This window comes from Nocardia albiluteola, from assembly GCF_018860155.1.
GTDB lineage: Bacteria > Actinomycetota > Actinomycetes > Mycobacteriales > Mycobacteriaceae > Nocardia > Nocardia albiluteola.
Map to the genome: position 1 here is coordinate 332,509 of NZ_JAHKNI010000006.1, position 20,275 is coordinate 352,783.

At 67.5% G+C, this 20,275-nt stretch carries 19 protein-coding genes; 10 read left to right on the forward strand and 9 right to left on the reverse strand.

Features of this window, described 5'->3' with window-relative positions:
• Nucleotide 1: 1 nt before the first annotated feature.
• The 6 genes from KO481_RS43130 to KO481_RS20060 form a co-directional block, all read right to left on the reverse strand.
• Nucleotides 2-1,066: a hypothetical protein gene (locus KO481_RS43130; RefSeq protein WP_245401181.1), complete on the reverse strand. Its 1,065-nt coding sequence runs from the start codon at nucleotides 1,064-1,066 to the stop codon at nucleotides 2-4.
• Between the two features lie 24 nt (nucleotides 1,067-1,090).
• Nucleotides 1,091-1,372, reverse strand: a complete 282-nt coding sequence (locus KO481_RS20040) for an acylphosphatase (protein ID WP_215918704.1) — start codon at nucleotides 1,370-1,372, stop codon at nucleotides 1,091-1,093.
• A 335-nt stretch (nucleotides 1,373-1,707) separates the two neighbouring features.
• A complete protein-coding gene (locus KO481_RS20045; protein WP_215918705.1) occupies nucleotides 1,708-2,190 on the reverse strand; it encodes an OsmC family protein in 483 nt (160 codons plus the stop codon).
• A gap of 127 nt (nucleotides 2,191-2,317) precedes the next feature.
• Nucleotides 2,318-3,001, reverse strand: coding sequence for a response regulator (locus tag KO481_RS20050; RefSeq protein ID WP_215918929.1), 684 nt, complete (start codon nucleotides 2,999-3,001; stop codon nucleotides 2,318-2,320).
• 86 nt (nucleotides 3,002-3,087) lie between these two features.
• Nucleotides 3,088-5,595, reverse strand: a complete 2,508-nt coding sequence (locus KO481_RS20055; RefSeq protein ID WP_215918706.1) for an ATP-binding protein — start codon at nucleotides 5,593-5,595, stop codon at nucleotides 3,088-3,090.
• Nucleotides 5,592-5,747 (reverse strand): hypothetical protein, encoded by a 156-nt coding sequence (locus KO481_RS20060; RefSeq protein WP_215918707.1) that lies wholly within the window; start codon nucleotides 5,745-5,747, stop codon nucleotides 5,592-5,594. Before KO481_RS20060 ends, KO481_RS20055 begins: the two co-directional genes overlap by 4 nt.
• 400 nt (nucleotides 5,748-6,147) lie before the next feature.
• On the opposite strand from KO481_RS20060, the gene kdpF reads away from it, so the two are divergent.
• The 4 genes from kdpF to KO481_RS20080 are packed head-to-tail and all read left to right on the forward strand — an operon-like array spanning nucleotide 6,148 to nucleotide 11,040.
• A complete protein-coding gene (gene kdpF, locus KO481_RS20065) occupies nucleotides 6,148-6,234 on the forward strand; it encodes a K(+)-transporting ATPase subunit F (protein ID WP_215918931.1) in 87 nt (28 codons plus the stop codon).
• Nucleotides 6,235-7,908, forward strand: coding sequence for a potassium-transporting ATPase subunit KdpA (gene kdpA / locus KO481_RS20070; RefSeq protein ID WP_215918708.1), 1,674 nt, complete (start codon nucleotides 6,235-6,237; stop codon nucleotides 7,906-7,908).
• A gap of 1 nt (nucleotide 7,909) precedes the next feature.
• On the forward strand, nucleotides 7,910-10,066 hold the full coding sequence (gene kdpB, locus KO481_RS20075; RefSeq protein WP_215918709.1) for a potassium-transporting ATPase subunit KdpB: 2,157 nt from the start codon (nucleotides 7,910-7,912) through the stop codon (nucleotides 10,064-10,066).
• Nucleotides 10,066-11,040, forward strand: a complete 975-nt coding sequence (locus KO481_RS20080; protein ID WP_215918710.1) for a potassium-transporting ATPase subunit C — start codon at nucleotides 10,066-10,068, stop codon at nucleotides 11,038-11,040. The genes kdpB and KO481_RS20080 overlap by 1 nt, the downstream gene beginning before the upstream one ends.
• A 130-nt stretch (nucleotides 11,041-11,170) precedes the next feature.
• On the opposite strand, the gene KO481_RS20085 is transcribed toward KO481_RS20080, so the two are convergent.
• On the reverse strand, nucleotides 11,171-12,361 hold the full coding sequence (locus tag KO481_RS20085; RefSeq protein WP_215918933.1) for a L,D-transpeptidase: 1,191 nt from the start codon (nucleotides 12,359-12,361) through the stop codon (nucleotides 11,171-11,173).
• Between the two features lie 572 nt (nucleotides 12,362-12,933).
• Between KO481_RS20085 and KO481_RS20090 the strand changes: the two genes are divergently transcribed.
• The 6 genes from KO481_RS20090 (at nucleotide 12,934) to thpD (ending at nucleotide 17,975) form a co-directional block, all read left to right on the forward strand.
• On the forward strand, nucleotides 12,934-13,644 hold the full coding sequence (locus KO481_RS20090; protein WP_215918711.1) for a response regulator transcription factor: 711 nt from the start codon (nucleotides 12,934-12,936) through the stop codon (nucleotides 13,642-13,644).
• Nucleotides 13,645-13,673: 29 nt separating this feature from the next.
• Nucleotides 13,674-14,738, forward strand: a complete 1,065-nt coding sequence (locus KO481_RS20095; protein ID WP_308166699.1) for a HAMP domain-containing sensor histidine kinase — start codon at nucleotides 13,674-13,676, stop codon at nucleotides 14,736-14,738.
• A gap of 131 nt (nucleotides 14,739-14,869) precedes the next feature.
• Nucleotides 14,870-15,406 carry a diaminobutyrate acetyltransferase gene (ectA, locus tag KO481_RS20100; protein WP_308166712.1) on the forward strand — a complete coding sequence of 179 codons (537 nt, stop codon included), beginning with the start codon at nucleotides 14,870-14,872 and terminating at the stop codon, nucleotides 15,404-15,406.
• The gene (ectB, locus tag KO481_RS20105) at nucleotides 15,403-16,662 is read left to right on the forward strand and encodes a diaminobutyrate--2-oxoglutarate transaminase (RefSeq protein ID WP_215918713.1); all 1,260 of its coding nucleotides are present in this window, start codon (nucleotides 15,403-15,405) and stop codon (nucleotides 16,660-16,662) included. Before ectA ends, ectB begins: the two co-directional genes overlap by 4 nt.
• Nucleotides 16,663-16,664: 2 nt before the next feature.
• Nucleotides 16,665-17,054, forward strand: coding sequence for an ectoine synthase (locus tag KO481_RS20110; RefSeq protein WP_215918714.1), 390 nt, complete (start codon nucleotides 16,665-16,667; stop codon nucleotides 17,052-17,054).
• A gap of 24 nt (nucleotides 17,055-17,078) precedes the next feature.
• Nucleotides 17,079-17,975: an ectoine hydroxylase gene (thpD, locus tag KO481_RS20115; RefSeq protein ID WP_215918715.1), complete on the forward strand. Its 897-nt coding sequence runs from the start codon at nucleotides 17,079-17,081 to the stop codon at nucleotides 17,973-17,975.
• 54 nt (nucleotides 17,976-18,029) lie between these two features.
• Here the strand turns inward: thpD and KO481_RS20120 are convergent, their stop codons facing one another.
• Nucleotides 18,030-18,869: a DUF72 domain-containing protein gene (locus tag KO481_RS20120; RefSeq protein ID WP_215918716.1), complete on the reverse strand. Its 840-nt coding sequence runs from the start codon at nucleotides 18,867-18,869 to the stop codon at nucleotides 18,030-18,032.
• 53 nt (nucleotides 18,870-18,922) lie between these two features.
• On the reverse strand, nucleotides 18,923-20,275 hold the full coding sequence (locus KO481_RS20125) for an MFS transporter (protein WP_215918717.1): 1,353 nt from the start codon (nucleotides 20,273-20,275) through the stop codon (nucleotides 18,923-18,925).

Below are 20,275 nucleotides of genomic sequence, written 5' to 3' on the forward strand. Positions count from 1 at the left end.
CCTAGGAACCTCCCGACTTTCCGCCACTCTTGGAGCCCAGCCCGCCGCGAATGACGGTGCCGCTCTTGGTGCTGATGTGCGCGCCACTCGGTTCGCTGAAGCTGCCACCGGTGGGCGGGCGGCCGATGGTGTTCGTGCCGCCGTAGTAGTAGTGGTACTGGTGGCCGTTGAAGAAGAAGATGGCCGGCAGGCCGCTGTGGTAGTAGCCGGCGTTGGTGGCGTAGGCCTGCGCGGCGACGCAGTCGTTGTCGTTGACGACGGTCTGCTGGCCTTTGGTGTTGTCGCTGACGCAGTACGCGGTGACATCGGGCTGCTCGGCGGCCTGGCAGGCGAGATAGCCGGCGCCGACGATCGCGGCCACGCCGACGACCGCGGCGCCGCCGATCAGCGCCTTCCTGCGCCGCTTCCGCTTGGCCTCGAGGGCCTCCGCGGCCGCACGCTCGGCCTCCTCCGCGCGCTTGCGGGCCTTGTCCCGCGCCCGCGCTTCGGCCACCGTCGGCGGGCGGGGCTGGGTGACACCGGCCTCCTGGCGCGAGATGCTGCCGCGCGGGTGATCCGGGGACGAGGGATAGACGGCCCCGCCGATCTCGTGTTCGCCGGACGGGCCGGGCTCGTCGGAGGAGTGGTAGATCGCACCGCCGACATCGGGCCCCGCGGCCGCCGACGGGTCCGCCGGATAGCCGAGCCCCGCAAGCGGATTCGGTACGCCCGGCATCGCGAGCGTCGGGTTGGGCTGGGCGAATCCCGGCCCGGGGTGCGGTGCCGGGTCGAATCCGGCAGTGCCCCCCGGGGTTCCGAAGTACGGCATGCCCGGCATTGCCACCGTCGGATCGGGTGAGCCGCCCCCGGACCCACCCGGGCCCGCCTGGCCGGGATGTGCGGCGGATGCGGGCTCGCCGGTGCCACCGGGGGATTCGGCGTGCGGCATGCCCGGCATCGGCAGCGTCGGATTCGGTTGCGGCTGCTCGGGATGCGGCATGCGCGTGGTGGGTTCGTCCGCGGAGGGATCGCCTGTGCCCTCAGGGCTCGGACGGTATGCGTCCATGCCCGGATGTTCCGTTGCCACCGATGACTCCCTGTTCCCCGCCGCTTACCGTTCCACGAATCCCGTGAGCCCGCCCTGGGCGGCGCTCCAGTCTTCCACAACCAGGTCTACCCGACCCGGCGTCGTCCCCGAACGCAGCAGCGTCAGTAACTTCTCGCAATTCTCGCGCGGGCCCTCGGCAATGACATGGACCCGGCCGTCGCTGGTGTTCCGGGCCGAGCCGACCAGCGCCAGCTCCAGCGCGCGGGCCCGGGTCCACCAGCGAAAGCCCACGCCCTGGACGAGGCCGTGCACCCAGGCGACAACCCGCACGTGCTCCGCGCTCACGACTCCACCTCGCTGGCGCTCGGCTCCGTCGTGCGCGCGGCGCACTGTGTCACTGGTTCGCTCCGCTGCGCTCCGCTCACGACTCCACCTCGCTGGCGCTCGGCTCCGTCGTGCGCGCGGCGCACTGTGTCGATGGTTCGCTGCGCTGCGCTGCGCTCACGACTCCACCTCGCTGGCGCTCGGCTCCGTCGTGCGCGCGGCGCGCCGTGTCACTGGTTCGCTCCGCTGCGCTCCGCTCACGACTCCACCTCGCTGGCGCTCGGCTCCGTCGTGCGCGCGGCGCGCCGTGTCACTGGTTCGCTCCGCTCACGCGGCTACCATCCGGATGCGCATGTTCACTCGTCCGCCTGGAACGACAGGTTCACCGTGGTGCCCGCCTTCAGGGTGCGTCCGACGGTGCACACCTTGTCGATGGCGCGCTGCACCGTCACCAGCAGCCGCTCGCGACCGGCCTCGTCGAGTTCGGACAGATCGAGCTCGACGATCTCGTTCAGCTCCGGGTACACCTCGTTCTCGCGGTCGGCGTCGCCGGAAACCCGGATGGTCACGTCATAGTTCTCGCCGAGCCGGTTCGACAGCGGGAAGTCCGAACTCATCCCGGTGCAGGCCGCCAGCGCGATCTTGAGCAGCTCGCCCGGGGTGAAGACGCCGGGCACGCCGTCGGAGCCGACGAGGACCTCCGCGCCGCGCGAGCTGCGCCCGGTGTAGCGCCGGGTGGCGGTGCGCTCGACCCACAGCGAGGTCGGGGTCTTGGGAGCCCGGGTGGTCGCCGCGACGGTCGAGGTCTGTGCCTTGCCGTTGGAGGACTGTTCAGCCATGCCCCGATCCTGCCATCACTACCGCTTTGTCCGCACTCGACTGTTGCGAACGCAACCGCGTGCGCGCCCTGCGGCGAAGCGGCTCGGCCCGGCTCCACCCCGCCCGCGACGCGATGGGTTCGACAAGTCAGACACAGAACCGATATCCCATGCCCGCCTCGGTGAGCAGATGCTTGGGGTGCGACGGATCGTCCTCGAGCTTGCGTCGCAGCTGCGCGAGATACACACGCAGATAATGGGTTTCGGTGGCATACGACGGGCCCCACACCTCGCGCAGCAACTCCCGCCGCCCCACGAGCTTGCCCTGATTGCGCACCAGCATCTCGAGCACGCCCCATTCGGTCGGCGTCAGATGCACGTCGCCGCCGTGCTTGATGACCTTCTTCGCCGACAGGTCCACGGTGAACGACGAGGTCTCCACCACCGGATCCGAACCCTCCGTCGCGGTCGCGCCGCGGCGCACCGCCGCCCGTAGTCGCGCCAGCAGCTCGTCCATGCCGAACGGTTTGGTCACGTAGTCGTCGGCGCCCGCGTCCAGCGCCTCGACCTTGTCCGCGGAGTCGGTGCGCGCGGACAACACGATCACCGGCGCCTGGCTCCAGCCGCGCAGGCCCGCCAGCACGTCGATGCCGTCCATATCCGGCAGGCCCAGGTCGAGCACCACCACGTCGGGATGCTTCTCCGCCGCGGCCCGCAGCGCCGCGGCGCCGGTGGCCGCGGTGATCACCTCGTAGCCCCGCACCGACAGATTGATCCGCAGCGCGCGCAGAATCTGCGGCTCGTCGTCGACCACCAGCACCTTGGTCTGCACGGCGCCGGGCTGGTCGCGATCGCGGGCCCCGCCCTGCACACGCGAGCCGCCGGGGCGGTCCCCGTCGTTCGAACTCGCCGGTGTCGTCACCGTTTCTCCTCTTCCTGTTGATCGGCCGGTAGATCGATAACCATGGTGAGCCCGCCGCCGGGCGTCGGCTCGGCGTGGACGGTGCCGCCCATCGCCTCGACGAAGCCCCGCACCACCGACAGCCCCAGCCCGACGCCGGTGGAGTTGTCGCGGTCGCCGAGGCGCTGGAAGGGCTCGAACAGCTGATCCTCCAGCCCCGTCGGCACCCCGGGACCGTAGTCCACGACCGTCAGCGACACGCGGTCTCCGGTCTGCTCGGCGGTGACCCGAATGGGCGTGTCCGGGGGCGAATACCGCAGCGCGTTATCGATCAGGTTGGCCAGCACCCGATCCAGGAGGCCGCCGTCGGCGCGCACCGCGACATCGCCGACCTCCACCTTCACCCGGTCCATCACCGCGCGGCGCAGGCTGCGGGTGCCCATGCCGACGCCGACGACCGCGCGATTCACTACCTCCTCCAGATACACCCGTTTCAGCTGGGGCTTCACCACTCCGACCGCGAGCCGCGAGGAGTCCAGTAGATTGCCGACCAGGCCCGTGAGCTGATCGACGGATTCCTCGACGGTCTCCAGCAGTTCGGCGGTGTCCTCCGGGGAGAACTCCACGTCGTCGCTGCGCAGGCTCGAGACCGAGGCCTTGGCCGCGGCCAGCGGTGTGCGCAGGTCGTGGCTGACCGCCGACAGCAGGGCGCGGCGCAGCCGGTCGGCCTCGAGCACCCCGGCCGCGGCCTGCGCTTCGTCCGAGAGCTGACGCTGCCGCACCAGACCGGCCGCCTGATTGGCGACCGCGCCCAGCACCAGGCGGTCCGCGGCGGTGAGCGAATGGCCGTTGAGCAGCAGCCAGTGCTCGTCGTCCCCGGCCTCGATGGCGGTGTCGGCATCCTTGACCCGGCGCGCGGGCTCCTCGCCGACGCACGCGACGACATCGTCGCCGTTCGCGAGGCTGACCGCGCGCATGCCGAACGTCTCGCGGGCATGCTCGAGCAGATCGGGCAGATCCGCGCCGTGCAGCACGGCGCCGGCGAACAGCGTCAGCAGTTCGGCCTGCCGGGATGCGGTGCGCGCCTGACTGGTTCGGCGCTTGGAGATGTCCACCAGCGCGGCCACCGCGACCGCGACCATCGCCATCACCACGATGGTCAGGAAGTTGTTCAGCTCGGCGATGGTCAGGCTGTAGCGAGGGGAGACGAAGAACCAGTTCAGCAGCAGACCGCCCAGCACCGCCGAGAGCGAGGCCGGCGCGACGCCGCCCAGCAGCGCGACCCCGATCACGCCGATGAAGAACAGCGCGCTCTCCCCGGCCAGGTCCAGGTGCTTGTCCAGGAAATAGAAGCAGACCGCGGTGATCACCGCTGGAACCGCCAGCGCCGCGGCCCAGGAGGTCAGCTTGCGCTCGCGCGGCAGCAGCGCGCGCCAGCGGAATCCGCGGTTGGACTCCTCGTGGGTGACCATGTGCACGTCGATCTTGCCCGAGAGTTGGACCACGGTCGATCCGATGCCCTCGTCCAGCATGCGGGCGAAGCGCGAGCGGCGCGAGGTGCCCAGCACCAGCTGGGTCGCGTTCACCCCGCGCGCGAAGTCCAGCAGCGCATGGGGCACGTCCTCGCTGGTTATCGTGTGCAAGCTGGCGCCCAGGCCGGTCGCCAGGTCGCGCAGCCGGTTCATCCGCTGCGTCGACACCCCGGCGAGGCCGTCGCCGCGCACGATGTGCACGACGATCAGATCGGCGCTGGACTTGGTGGCGATGCGGCTGGCGCGGCGCACGATCGTCTCGGACTCCGGCCCGCCGGTCACCGCGACGACGACGCGCTCGCGCGCCTCCCAGATATCGGTGATCCGGTGGTCCTCGCGATACTTGGCCAGCGCGGCGTCCACCTGATCGGCCAGCCACAGCAGCGCCAATTCCCGCAGCGCGGTGAGGTTTCCGGGACGGAAGTAGTTGCGCAGCGCCGCGTCGACCTTCTCGGCGGCGTAGACGTTGCCGTGGGACATCCTGCGCCGCAACGCCTCCGGGGTGATGTCGACCAGCTCCACCTGGTCGGCGCCGCGAACCACCCAGTCGGGCACGGTTTCCCGCTGTACCACGCCGGTGATCTGCTCGACCACATCGTTCAGGCTCTCCAGATGCTGCACGTTGACCGTGGAGATCACGTCGATGCCCGCGTCCAGCAGCTCGTGCACGTCCTGCCAGCGCTTCTCGTTCTTGGAACCGGGCACGTTGGTGTGCGCGAGCTCGTCGACCAGCACCACCGCGGGCGCGCGGCGCAGCACGGCCTCCACGTCGAGTTCGGGCAGCGTGGTGCCGCGGTAGGACATCATCCTGGGGGCGATGCGCTCGATGCCCTCGAGCAGCTCGGTGGTCTTGCGGCGGCCGTGCGTCTCCACCACCGCGGCCACCACATCGCGCCCGCGCCCGATGCGCCGGTGCGCCTCGCCGAGCATGGCGAAGGTCTTGCCCACGCCCGGGGCGGCACCGAGGTATATCCGTAGCTGACCGCGTTTCACCTGTTCATCATCTCGCGTCGGGGCGGGTGCGCGTACGCAGGCACGCGCACCCGGAGCGGCGTCGGCGCGGGGGCGAGCGCCCGCCGGATCAGCACACCGGCCGCAAGGACCGTTCCGGCGGTCGTCAACACCGCAAGCGCGCCGGTGTTCATGTTTCTCCTCGCTGCTGCTCGGCTCACGCCGGACTATCGATGTCCCCTAGGCTCATCAGCGTCGGCCGCTGGACATGCGTTGCCGAGCTTTACCCTGTCTACCGCCGGCGCCGCGCCGTACGGCCTCGTTGACGTTTTCTTGACGGCATTGAAATGGACCTTTACGCCCTGGGGGCGACACGGGGGGAACACCCGTAAGTGGTCCGTCAATGCGGACGTCCGAGGCGCTAAGAAGGTGTCAAGGAACTCGAAAACGGGCCGTCTGAACGCTTGACTCACTGCGTCGCTCGTATGCGGCGTTTGTCCAAGAAAGGTTCGACATGTCTGTCGTGGTGTTCACGGTGGTAACCGTGGCGATCTTCGCCCTACTCGGGCTGATCCAGCGGGGAGTTGAGCGGCTGTGACGCAGAACATCATCGGTCTGGTTCTGGCCGTCGGCGTCGCCGTCTATCTGGTTGCTGCGCTGCTGTACCCCGAAAGGTTCTAGGTGAACACGACTACCGCAGGGATCGTTTTCGTAGCGGCCCTGATCATCGCGCTCGCCCTGGTGCACATTCCGCTCGGCGACTACATGTACCGGGTGTACTCGAGCGAGAAGCACTCCCGGGCCGAGCGGGTCATCTACAAGCTCATCGGCGTCGAACCCGGGGTGGAGCAGACGTGGGCGGTCTACGCCCGCAGCGTGCTGGCCTTCTCGGCGATCAGCGTGCTGTTCCTATTCTTCCTGCAGATCGTCCAGGGCCACCTGCCGTGGCACCTGACCAACCCGGGCACCAAGATGACCGGCGATCTGGCCTGGAACACCGCGATCAGCTTCATCACGAACACCAACTGGCAGAGCTACGCCGGTGAGTCCACCATGGGCCACGTGGTTCAGATGTGCGGCCTGTCCGTGCAGAACTTCGTGTCCGCGGCCGTCGGCATCGCCGTGGCGATCGCGCTGGTGCGCGGATTCGCCCGGCATCGCACCGGCGACCTGGGCAACTTCTGGGTGGATCTCGTGCGGGGAACCATCCGGATCCTGCTGCCGATCGCCTTGGTCTTCGCGATCGTGCTGATCGCCGGCGGCGTGGTCGAGAACTTCCATCTCTGGTCGCAGACCGCGACCACCGTGGCCAACACCGGCACGCAGACCCTGCCCGGCGGCCCGGTGGCCAGCCAGGAGGTCATCAAGGAACTGGGCACCAACGGTGGCGGCTTCTACAACGTGAACTCGGCGCACCCGTTCGAGAACCCCACCTCATGGACGAACTTCGTCGAGATCTTCCTGCTGCTGGTGATCAGCTTCTCGCTGCCGCGCACCTTCGGCCGCATGGTGGGCAGCCCCAAGCAGGGCTTCGCCATCGCCGCGGTGATGGCCTCGCTGGCGACCTTCAGCGTGGTGCTGACCAACTTCTTCCAGCTGCACCACCACGGCACCGTGCCGACCGCGGTCGGCGCCGCCATGGAGGGCATCGAAACCCGGTTCGGCGTGTCGAACTCGGCGACCTTCACCACCGCCACGACGCTGACCTCGACCGGGGCGGTCGACTCGGCACACGACTCGCTTACCAGCACCGGTGGTTTGATGGCGATGTTCAACATGCAGCTGGGCGAGGTCGCGCCGGGTGGTACCGGCTCGGGCCTGTACGGCATGCTGATCCTGGCCGTCATCACGGTCTTCGTCGCCGGTCTGATGGTCGGTCGCACGCCGGAATACCTGGGCAAGAAGATCAACCCGCGCGAGATCAAGCTGGCCGCGGCCTATTTCCTCGTCACGCCGCTGATCGTGTTGATCGGCACTGCTGTCGCGATGTCCTTCCCGGGCGAGCGGGCGGCGATGGCCAACACCGGTCCACACGGCCTCTCGGAAGTGTTGTACGCCTTCACATCCGCGGCGAACAACAACGGTTCGGCCTTCGCCGGTCTGAGCACGAACACACCCTGGTGGAACACCGCCTTGGGCCTGGCCATGGTGTTCGGCCGGTTCATTCCGATCATCTTCGCGCTCGCCCTGGCTGGTTCGCTTGCCGCGCAAGGACATACGCCCGCCTCCGAGGGCACCCTGCCCACGCACCGGCCGCTGTTCGTCGGCATGGTCGCCGGCGTGACGATCATCCTGGTCGCCCTCACCTTCTTGCCCGCGCTCGCGCTCGGGCCGCTCGCTGAAGGAATCCACTGATATGACCACACCAACCATTGATCAGACTCCGGCGCAGGAGCAGCAGCCCGCCGCGGCACACAAGAGCCGGGTCTCGGGCGGCCTGTTCGACCCCAAGATGCTGGTGAAGTCGCTGCCGGATGCGCTGAAGAAGCTGGATCCGCGCACGCTGTACAAGAACCCGGTGATGCTGATCGTCGAGATCGGCGCCATCTGGACGACCGTGCTCGCGGTCATGAACCCCACCTTCTTCGCGTGGGCGATCGTCGTATGGCTCTGGCTGACAGTGCTTTTCGCCAACCTGGCCGAGGCCGTCGCCGAGGGCCGCGGCAAGGCGCAGGCTGACACGCTGCGAAAGGCCAAGACCGACACCGTCGCTCGCCGACTGGTGAGCTGGTCTCCCGGCGCTGCCGTCGTCGAGGAGAGCGTGGCGGCTCCGGATCTGCAGCGTGGTGACTACGTGGTCGTCGAGGCCGGGCAGGTCATTCCGGGCGACGGCGACGTCGTGGAAGGCATTGCCTCGGTGGACGAGTCGGCCATCACGGGTGAATCCGCGCCGGTGATCCGCGAGTCCGGCGGTGACCGTTCCGCGGTCACCGGCGGCACCACGGTGCTGTCCGACCGGATCGTCGTCAAGATCACCCAGGAGCCCGGCGGCTCGTTCATCGACAAGATGATCGCGCTGGTCGAGGGCGCCTCGCGGCAGAAGACGCCGAACGAGATCGCGCTGAACATCCTGCTGGCCGCGCTGACGATCATCTTCGTCTTCGCCGTGGCGACGCTGCAGCCGCTGGCCATCTTCTCCAAGGCCAACAACCCCGGTGTCCCGGACAATCAGACGCTGAACCACTACGGCGTCACCGGGATCGTCATGGTCTCGCTGCTGGTGTGCCTGATTCCGACCACCATCGGCGCGCTGCTGTCGGCCATCGGCATCGCCGGCATGGACCGCCTGGTGCAGCGCAACGTGCTGGCCATGTCCGGCCGCGCCGTCGAGGCCGCCGGTGACGTGAACACCCTGCTGCTGGACAAGACCGGCACCATCACCCTCGGTAACCGTCAGGCCTCGGACTTCGTGCCCGTCGCCGGTGTCACCGCGGACGAATTGGCCGATGCCGCACAGCTTTCCAGCCTTGCGGACGAAACCCCCGAGGGCCGCTCGATCGTGGTGTACGCCAAACAGGCGTTCAACAAGCGCGAGCGGACCGCGGGCGAGCTGACCGGCGCCACCTGGGTGGAGTTCACGGCCCAGACCCGCATGTCGGGTGTTGATCTGTCCGACGGGCATCAGCTGCGCAAGGGCGCCGCGAGCGCGGTCACCGAATGGGTGCGGTCGCTGGGCGGCGAGGTCCCGGCCGAACTGGGACAGACCGTCGACGGCATCTCCGCCGCCGGTGGCACGCCGCTGGTCGTCGGTGAGGTGCGCGAGGGCAAGGCCAAGTTGCTGGGCGTCATCCACCTCAAGGACGTCGTCAAGCAGGGCATGCGCGAGCGCTTCGACGAGATGCGCAAGATGGGCATCCGGACGGTCATGATCACGGGCGACAACCCGTTGACCGCCAAGGCGATCGCCGACGAGGCGGGCGTCGACGACTTCCTCGCGGAGGCCACTCCCGAGGACAAGCTGGCGCTGATCAGGAAGGAGCAGGAGGGCGGCCGCATGGTCGCCATGACCGGCGACGGCACGAACGACGCTCCCGCCCTGGCCCAGGCCGACGTGGGCGTCGCCATGAACACCGGTACTTCCGCAGCCAAGGAAGCCGGCAACATGGTCGACCTGGATTCCGACCCGACCAAGCTGATCGAGATCGTCGAGATCGGCAAGCAGTTGCTGATCACGCGCGGTGCGCTCACCACGTTCTCGATCGCCAACGACATCGCCAAGTACTTCGCGATCATTCCCGCGATGTTCGTGTCGCTGTTCCCGGGCCTGGACATCCTGAACGTCATGCGGCTGCACTCCCCGCAGTCCGCGATCCTGTCCGCGGTCATCTTCAACGCGCTCGTCATCGTCGCGCTGATCCCGCTGGCGCTGCGAGGGGTGAACTACCGTCCCTCGAGCGCGTCCAAGCTGCTCAGCCGTAACCTCTACATCTACGGCCTCGGCGGCATCATCATGCCCTTCATCGGCATCAAGGTGATCGACCTGATCATCCAATTCTTCCCCGGGATGTCCTAATGCGAATGTCGACTTGGATCCGGCAGCACGTGGCCGCGCTACGTTGCCTGCTCGTCATGACGGTGATTCTCGGAATCGGCTATCCCGCCGCGGTTTTCGCGGTGGCGCAGCTGCCCGGCCTGCACAGCAGGGCCGAGGGGTCGCTGATCACGGTGAACGGAAAGGTCGTGGGCAGCAAGCTGATCGGCCAGGCGTTCACCGACGGTAAGGGCAACGCGCTGAACCAGTACTTCCAGACGCGTCCGACCAACGCGGTGCCCGCGGCCGACCCGAAGACGGGCGTGAGCCCGATCCCGGACGGCTACGATCCGGCCAGCTCCACGTTCGGCAACATGGGCCCGGAGTCGATCGTGGACACGATCACCAGTGCCGATCCCAAGGATCCGGACGCGACCAAGAACCCCAAGAACGTGAAGATCACCCAGGCGCTGCTGAGCACGGTGTGCTCGCGCAGCCAGGCGGTGGGCACCCTGGAGGGCGTGGACGGCAGCCGGCCGTTCTGCACCTCCGGCGGCGTCGGGGCGGTGCTGGCGGTGATGGGTCCGCGTGACTCGCACGGCAACGTCCAGAATCCCACGCAGGTGATCAGCGTCAACGAGCCCTGCCCGACGACCCCGAAGCCGTTCATGACGTTCTACAAGGGGATCGCGGTGCAGTGCGCGACGGTCGGCGCGGACTACTCGAAGGGCCAGATCGTGCCGATCCGCGGTAATGCCTCGGTCGACACCCCGGTGCCGGTCGATGCGGTGACCGCCTCGGCCTCGGGCCTGGACCCGGACATCTCCCCGGCCTACGCGAACATCCAGATTCCGCGGGTTGCCAAGGCGCGCAAGGTGTCCGAGGACAAGATCCGTGCGGTGGTCGCCGAGCACACCCAGGGCCGCGCGCTCGGCTTCATGGGTGAGCCGAGGGTCAACGTGCTCGAGCTCAACCTGGATCTGGACAAGATGTTCCCGTACACCAAGGCGAGCTGAGTTCCGGTGAGCCGGTGAGCAGGTAAGGCGGCAAGGGCCGGTCCTCCCCACGGGAGGACCGGCCCTTGCTATATCGGATTGTATTGTCCGCCTTGCGGTTTTGGTTCGCGGTGACTTGTGCGGGGGCGCGCTATCTGTTCAGCGCGCTGCCCTGGAGCCACTGGTCCCACGGCAGGGTCCAGTCGCCGTTGTCCCAGACCTGCAGGGCCGGGCCGCCGGTGTTGTGCACCTCGACGATGTCGCCGAGGTTGGAGAAGCCGTAGAACCATTGGGCATTGGCCGGATTCAGGTTCAGGCAGCCGTGCGAGGTGTCGGTGTTGCCCTGCGCCCAGACCGTCGTCTGCAGCTCGTGCAGATAGATGCCGTCTGCGCTGATCTGGGTGGCCCAGTTGATGGCCTCCTTGTAGCCGAGCCGGGAGTTGACCGGCAGGCCGAAGGTCGAGGAGTCCATGATCACCGGATTGCCCCGGCCCATTACCGTGTACGTGCCGGGCATGGTCCAGAAGTAGATGGTCTTGCCGTTGACGACCTGCGTGCCGCCCATGCCCATCGAGGTGGGCATCGTGCGTATCAGCTTGCCGTTCTCGAAGACCTGGACCTGCTTGGTGTTGTCGTCGGCGATCGAGACGTGCGAGGGGCCGATCGTGAAGGAGGCCTTGGAATCCTCCTGCCCGTACAGCCCGTTGCCCAGCTGGGCGCCGTAGAGGTTCGCCGCGACGTTCACCTTTGTGCCGGGGGCCCAATACTTTTCGGGCCGCCAGTGCGCGTTCTGGTCGTCGAGCCAGTACCAGGAGCCCTGCACCGGGGGATCGGTGGTGACGTTCAGGTGTCGTTCCGCGGCCGCGCGGTCCGGAATCGGCTCGTCGAAGTGGGCGACGACGACCATGCCGACGCCGAAGGTGCCGCCGTCGCCGATGGGCGCCTGGCTGGTGGTGGTGAGATACGCCTTGGTCTGATTGCTCGGCGTGATCGTGCTGAACGTGGCCTTCGCCGGGCCGCTGGGGCCGGTGAGGGTCAGGCCCTGCGCGGTGACGGTGTAGGTGTGGTTGTACCCGAGCGGGCTCGCGGGCTTCCACACCGTCTTGTCGGGGGTGAAGATGCCCTCGATCTGCTTGCCGTCCTCGTTGGTCATCGTGACCGAGGTCAGCTGGCCCTGCGAGGCGCTCACCTGGATCTTGCCGAGCGGGTCGATATTCGTGCCGCCCGCCGGGGTCACCGTGATGGCCGGTCCGGCCGGTTTCGCGGGCGCGGGGGCCTTGGGGGCCGACCCGGGGCCGGACGAGCAGGCGGCCAGTAATGCCGCCGCCAGGACGAGGCACATCGCGATGCCGCTGCGGGATACGCCGCGGCGGGTGCCGCGAGCCCCGCTCGTGTCTTGCACGCCTGGAAGGTATTTCACGCCGTGACGGCCGTCGCTCCGTCGTGGGCGACCTGACATGGTGTCTCCTGCACTTGCCTGTGCGAGCGTCAGGACTTGCCCCCGCTACCCGCCATCGCCGAACTGTTCGGCCCCAGCTTACGGGGCATGCGAGAGCCACGGCGCATCGCGGGGATAGCCGTAGGTTTTCCCTGTTCAGTTGTGGGTACTCCGCTACCTTTCGGCTTCTTCTCCCCGGACGGGCGGTCCGGGCGGGTTGGTTGTGGCGGTCCATGTCGTGGATGTGACCCCTGTGTGGCGGTAATCACATCGGTGCCGTTCGGCGGCAAATCCCAATGTAACAGGCCGATAACGGTTCCGCATCATTACGTGTCGAGCCGCGGGCGGTTGATCGGGGCGCTTCGATTGCCCTACGTTTACCTCAGCGTGATCTCGGGTACTCCCCAGTGGCGTTTGCCCGAAGAGGATGCCGAGCTCCAGGGCGCCCTCGCCGCGTGTCAGCTAGGGAATGGATTATGACTGCGAACCTGATGATCGTGGAGGACGACGACCGGGTCCGCGGCGCGTTGCGGCTGGCCATGGAGGACGAGGGCTACGACGTGGCCGAGGCCGAGGAGGCCGAGGATGCGCTGGAACATCTGCGCGACTACGGCGCCCCCGACGTCATGATCGTGGATCTGATGCTCGGCGACATGGACGGTTTCACCTGCATTCGCGAGATCCGCCGCGATCACGATGTGCCGATCATCGTGGTCAGCGCCCGCGACGACACCCACGACGTGGTGGCCGCGCTGGAGGCCGGCGCCGACGACTTCGTGACCAAGCCCTTCGAGATCAAGGAGATCACCGCCCGCATGCGGGCGCTGCGCCGGCGCGCCAATCAGACGATCGAGCCGCAGGCCCCGCAGGAGCTGGTGCTCGATGCCGATCCCGACACCCCGCTCGTGCTCTCGCCGGAGGGTGGCACCGTGCACCGGGGCGAGGAGGAGCTGCACCTCACGCTGACGGAGTTCCGGCTGCTGTGTGAGCTGGCCGAGACGCCGGGCCGGGTGCTCTCCCGCAGTGTCCTGCTCGAAAGAGTTTGGGACCGTGGCTTTTTCGGTGACGAGCGGATCGTGGACGTGCACGTGCGGCGGCTGCGCACCAAGATCGAGCGGGATCCGTCGGATCCGGTCGTCGTGGTGACCGTGCGGGGCCTGGGGTATCGGCTCGATGTACAGCGCTGAGGGGATGGCCGGCCGGCGGAGCCGGCGGGGTGGGTGAACGCAGCGTGTCCGGACCTGATCCGGCGCCCCTGTCGTCGCCCGGGCGGCGGCGGTTGCTGTCGCATAGCCAGAGTCTGCGTGGCCGCGCCGTCATCTCGTTCGCCGTGACCGCCGGACTGGTGTCCGCGGTGTTGGCGGCGGCGGTGTCGGTGGTGGATCGCGGGGTGTGGATCACGCTGATCGTCTGCGCGGTCTGCGGCACGGGAATCGGCGCGTTCGTCGGGCTGTGGCTGAGCCGCCGGCTGCTCGAACCGCTGCAGCGCGTCACCCGCACCGCCGCCCGGATCGCCTCGGGCGAGCTGGGCACGCGGCTGCCCGATACCGACGACCCGGACCTGGCGCCGACCGTCGACGCCTTCAACGCCATGGTCGATTCGCTCCAGCAGCGCATCGACCGGGAGCGGCGGCTGGTCGGCGACGTCAGCCATGAACTGCGCACCCCGCTGACCACGCTGACCACCAGCGTCGGCGTCATGGCCCGGCACGAGGCGGAGCTGCCCGAGCGTTCCCGCCGGGCGCTGGCCCTGGTGCGGGCCGAACTCGACCATCTCAAGCGACTGCTGGACGATCTGCTGGCGCTGGCCCGTGCGGAGGCCCGCATGCACCGCGCCGACGCCGAGCCGCTGTCGGTGCGGGAACTGCTCCAGCACACCCTCGCGGAACTGCACTATTCCCCCGAATTGTTACGGGTTTCGATCGATGCGACCGTCACCGGCCGCAAACTCGAACTCGAACGTGCGCTGGTGAATCTGCTGGAGAACGCCGAGCGGCACGGCGGCGGTGTGGTCGCGCTCACCGCGGGGCGGGTGGGCGGTGAGGTGGTGATCACAGTCGACGATGCCGGTCCGGGAGTCGCCCCCGCGGATCGGCAGCGGATATTTGAACGTTTCGTGACGGTGCGCCGCAGCCGCCGCTCCGGAACGGGCACCGGGATCGGATTGGCCTTGGTCACGGAAACCGTTGCGGCACATGGTGGTCGGGTCGAATGCGTCGATCGGCCGGGGGGTGGTGCGCGGTTCATCGTAAAGATGCCGTTAAGTGATGAAACTCACTGAAAAAATACCCGTAACACGACCGTAATGTAGCCGACCGGGTCTCCTCAAAGTTCGTTGGCAAACCTGGATATGTGACGCAAACCCGAACGTGGAGAACGTCCTCGAGCTCCGAATCTCTCCCAACGCAACCCATCCCGACCCCATCGAAGGCATCCGGCGGTGCTGTGGACATCCGCGCGCCCCGAATCGGTGACGGTGCGCCTATGTGGCGCCTGGCCGTGGATTCCCAAGTGCTGGACGCCAATTCGAGCTACGCATATCTACTGTGGTGCCGCGACTTCCGATCCACGTCGGTCGTCGCCGAAATCGACGGCGCCATTGTGGGATTCGTTACGGGATACTTGCGGCCGGAGGCGCCGGATGTGCTCTTCATCTGGCAGGTTGCCGTCGACCACGCCTTCCGGGGTCGTGGGATCGGCGTAAAAATGCTCGATCGATTGGTTTACGACGTTGCCGGGCATGGTATTTCAGTACTGGAGACGACGGTCTCCCCGGACAACGAGGCCTCGCTGGCGATGTTCGCATCGCTCGCCCGCCGTCATGGCGCGGAGCTGACTCGCGAGACGCTGTTTACACCCGAAGATTTTCCGGACGGGCACGAATCCGAAGACCTGTACCGGATCTCGCCACTGCGTAACGGTGGCGGCAACACCACGGAGGAACGATGACCACCGCTGAGATGACTGTTTTCGAATCGATGGAGTCGAATGTTCGTGGCTACTGCCGGGCATGGCCGACGTTGTTCGATACTGCCCAGGGGGCGTGGCTGCGTGACGGCAACGGAAGAGAGTACCTGGACTTCTTCGCCGGCGCGGGCGCGCTGAACTACGGGCACAACAACCCGGTTCTCAAGCAGGCGCTGCTGGATTACATTGCGCGCGACGGTATTACGCACGGCCTCGACATGTCCACCGTCGCCAAGGCCGAGCTGCTGCAGACCATCGAACGGGTCCTGCTGGATCCGCGCGGGCTGGACTACAAGGTGCAGTTCCCCGGGCCGACCGGCGCCAACGCCGTCGAGGCGGCGCTGAAGCTGGCGCGCAAGGTGACCGGGCGCACCACGATTCTGAACTTCACCAACGCATTTCACGGCATGACGCTGGGCGCGCTGGCGGTCACGGGCAACGCCGCCAAGCGGGCCGGTGCGGGCGTGCCGCTGGTGCATGTCAACCCGATGCCATACGACGGCTACCTCGACGGCGGCGAGCTCACCTGGATGGAGCGCGTCCTGGACGACAACTCCTCCGGGGTCGACCGGCCCGCCGCGGTGATCGTTGAGACCGTGCAGGGTGAGGGCGGGGTCAACGTCGCGCGCGCCGAGTGGCTGCGCCGCCTGGCCGACCTGTGCTCCGCGCGAGGCATTCTGCTCATCGTGGACGATGTGCAGATGGGCTGCGGACGCACCGGCCCGTTCTTCTCCTTCGAGATCGCCGGTATCACCCCCGATATCGTGACACTCTCCAAATCCATTGGCGGATACGGCATGCCGCTGGCGCTGGTGCTCATGCGCCGCGAGCTGGACCAGTGGGCGCCCGGCGAGCACAACGGCACCTTCCGGGGCAACAACCCGGCATTCGTGACCGCCAAGGTTGCGCTGGAACACTTCTGGTCCGACGACCGGCTCGAGGAGTCGACCGCGGCCAAGGGACAGCGGATCCACGAGGCCTTCGGCGCCGTTGCGGACGAACACACCGGAATCTCCACCCGCGGGCGCGGTCTGGTGCAGGGTTTGGTCTTCGCAGACGCCTCGCAGGCGAGTAAGGTCTGCCGCATCGCCTTCGAAAACGGGCTGCTGGTGGAGACCTCCGGCGCCGAGGATCAGGTGGTGAAATTGCTTCCGCCGCTGACGCTTACCGATGACGAGCTCGAACACGGGCTGGGCATCCTGACCTCGGCCGTGCACGCCGTGCGGGGAGTCAACTGAGCATGATTGTCAGGACCACGGCGGAAATCACCGGCACCGATCGCGACGTCGCCGCCGACGGCTGGCGCAGCAAGCGCATCGTGCTGGGTGGCGACCGAGTCGGATTCTCGTTCCACGAGACGACGATTCAGGCCGGAACCGTGCACGAGTTCCACTATCAGAACCACGTCGAGGCGGTCTGGCTGGTCGAGGGCGAAGGCACCCTCACCGACCTGGACAACGGGGTCACCTACGAGCTGGGCCCCGGCTCGATGTATCTGCTGAACGGGCACGAGCGGCATCGCGTCGAGACCCGCACGCAGATGCGGATGCTGTGTGTATTCAATCCGCCGGTGACCGGGCAGGAGGTGCACGACGAGAACGGCGTGTACCCGCTGGTGGCAGTAGATTAGTTCAGTTGAGGAGGATCCACCCCGATGACGTTGGCCGACAATCGAATCGACCGGTACCCCACTCGCACACCGGGACCCGCCCCGCTGGCGGAACGCACCGACCCGACGGTGTGGGGCCGGATCGACTCGGGGTCGCCGGATGGTTTCGACCTCGCGGATTTCGACACCAACGGATTCTCGATCATCGATGCGCTGCTTTCGCCCGCCGAGGTGGCGGAGTATTCGGCGGAGGCCGAACGGCTCGCCGGTGATCCGGAGCTGCGGCTGGACGAGCGGGTGATCATCGAGAAGAAATCGAACCGGGTGCGGTCGATCTTCCAGGTGCACCGGATCAGCGAGAAGGTGGCCGCGCTGGCGCGCGATCCCCGCGTCGCGGGCCTGGCCCGACGGGTCCTGGGTTCGGAGGTCTACATCCATCAGAGCCGGGTGAACTACATGCCAGGCTTCGAGGGCACCGGATTCTATTGGCATTCGGACTTCGAGACCTGGCACGCCGAGGATGGGATGCCCGGGCCGCGCGCGGTCAGCGTGTCCATCGCGCTGACCGACAACTACCCCTTCAACGGCAGCCTCATGGTGATGCCCGGCTCGCATCGCACCTACGTGCCGTGTCAGGGCGCCACCCCGGCGGACCACTACCGGGAATCGTTGCAGGAGCAGCAGATCGGCGTGCCCTCCCACGCTCACATCACCGAGCTGGCGAACCGGCACGGCATCGCGCAGTTCACCGGCGCCCGCGGCTCGGCACTGCTGTTCGACTCGAACATCATGCACGGCTCGGCCGACAACATCACCCCGTTCCCGCGCTCGAACATCTTCCTGGTGTTCAACAGCGTCGAGAACGCGCTCACCACACCGTATTCCGCGCCGATGCCGCGGCCGACGTACATCGCGTCCCGGGACTTCGACCCCGTGCGCTGAGAAACCACTCAGCATCACGGCCGCGCGGATTCGCCGCGCGGCCGTGATGCTCGTTCAGAACAGCGTCATGGGGTCCGAGGGTGCGGGCTCGGGCTGCGGATCCAATTCGGGCAGCACGTCGCGGACCCGGTCGTGGAATTGCCGTGCCAGCACCAGGGATTGGGCGTTGTCGGGGGTGTGCACGAATACCGTGGGGGAGCGGCCCTCGCGCAGCCAGGCGGCGACGGTATCCACCCAGGGCCGCCAGCCCGCAATCGTGGTCGCGGCGTCGTCGCGGCCGTGGTAGCGGACGATGGGAAATTCGGTGAGCGCGCGGTCGCGGCGGGGTAGGCGCGGCTTCTTGCTCCAGGCCTCCCGTTCTCCGGGACTGGTCGGGCGCGCGGCGAAAAGCGTTGTGGTGTCGAAGGGTATCCATTCGGCACCGACCCGGTTCAGCACGTACTCGAGCTGCTGGGCCGCGCGATCCTCGGTGAAGAACGCGGGGTGGCGAACCTCCACGGCGTAGCGGTACCGCGGCGGCAGGCGGCGCAGAAAAGTCGCCAGCGCACCGAGATCCGTCGGTGCGAAGGAGGCGGGCAGCTGGATCCACAGCGCATGCGTGCGCGGGCCGAGCGGTTCGATCGCGTCCAGAAAGGTCGCCAGATCGTCCTCGGCCCCGTGCATTCGGCGTTCGTGCGTAATGGTCTTCGGCAGCTTCAGCACGAACCGGAACTCCGGCGGCGTCTGGTCCGCCCATGTCTGGACCGTCTTGCGGACCGGAATCGCGTAGAAGGTCGTGTTGCCCTCCACGGCGGTACACCAGTCCGCGTAGCCGCGCAGTCGTTCCCGCGGATTCGGCTGTCGCTCCTGCCACGCCGTGTGCGTCCACTGCGCACATCCCACCGCCAACCGCATTCGACGACGCTATCGCGTGGTCGGTGCCTGCCGGTCAGCCAGGGCGTCTATGGTCACCGGCCGTCCGGGCTTTTGCGGGATAGTTGTTCGATCCAGTTGACCGGGGGAGAGGCGACGGTGGAAACCGGGTCCGGTGCAGGCGTCCAGGGATCCGGTAGGCGCCGGGCGTACCCCGCTATAGCGATCATGCAGCCGGTCGCTATCCATCCAGTCGTCGTGGTGCCGAATGTTTTCAGCAGGCCACCGGCAAGCAGCGCGCCGATGGCCGTGGCACCGTGGGAGATGAATTTGGTGGCACCGAAGATCCGGCCGACATGGTCTTCGGGAAACACGCGGGTTCGATGCAAAGTCAGTGAAACGCCCAGGATCGTCCCGGCGCCGCCGACTCCCGAAAAAGAGATTCCCAGCAGGAACGGGTTCGATGTGGCAGCCATGGCGGCACAGACCGCAAGCCAGGCCCACACCCCGGCGACGAGCACGATCTTGGGGCTGTACCGTTTGGCGAACCGGGGAGCGAGGGTCGCGCCGAGCAACCCGCCCAAACCGGTGGTGCTCAGCACGGCGCCGACCACCCATGCGGGGTACCCGCCGTCTCTGACCTTCAGGGTGATCATCAATATGACGATCTGCCAAATGCCGTTGGCCATACCGCCGACGAGCGTGGAGCCTCGCACGAACGGGTCTGCCCACAATTCCACGACACCGGCCCACACGTTGTCCCAGCCCCAGATCTGTGCCGGCCTGGGGGGTTTCGTCTCCGGTGTTGCCGGCGCCTGCTTGCGAATCTTCGCGAGCGTCCACAGGCAGTACATGTAGGAAGCGGCATTCGCGAGGAAGGGAAGACTGCGGGCAATGCCGAAGACCGCCGCACCGAATACCCGCCCGCCCATGTTCGCGATCGGTTCTTCGGCCTCGAGAAACGCGAAGGCCGCCGGGCGGTCGGGTTCGGGGACGATGTCCCGGATCAGGCCCAGCTCACTGGTGTTGAAGAAGACATATGCGGTTCCTTCGGCGAAGGCCGCCACGGAGAGCAGGAATGTCAGACCCGCCGGCTGCACCGTGGCCGCGATCGTCGCCAGCACAGTTGCGGTCAGCCCTGCGCGCTGGCAGATCAGCAGGACCCGCCGCCGATCCCAGTAGTCCGCCACGACACCCGAGGGCACCTGAAAGATCAAACCGGGCAATTGGAGCGCGAAGGTCACCAAGCTCGCGGAGACCGGTGAATTGGTCAGAACCAGCGCCAACAGCGGGTAGGCGAGCATCACCCCCTTCAAGCCGATATGGGATGCGGCATTGCCGGACCACAGCAGCAGGAAGTCCCTGTTCTTGACGATGCTCGGTGCGGCGAAAGCGGACTGGGAATCAGAAGTAGCTTCCCGCCGCCAGGGCGTGGACTGTCCGGTCAA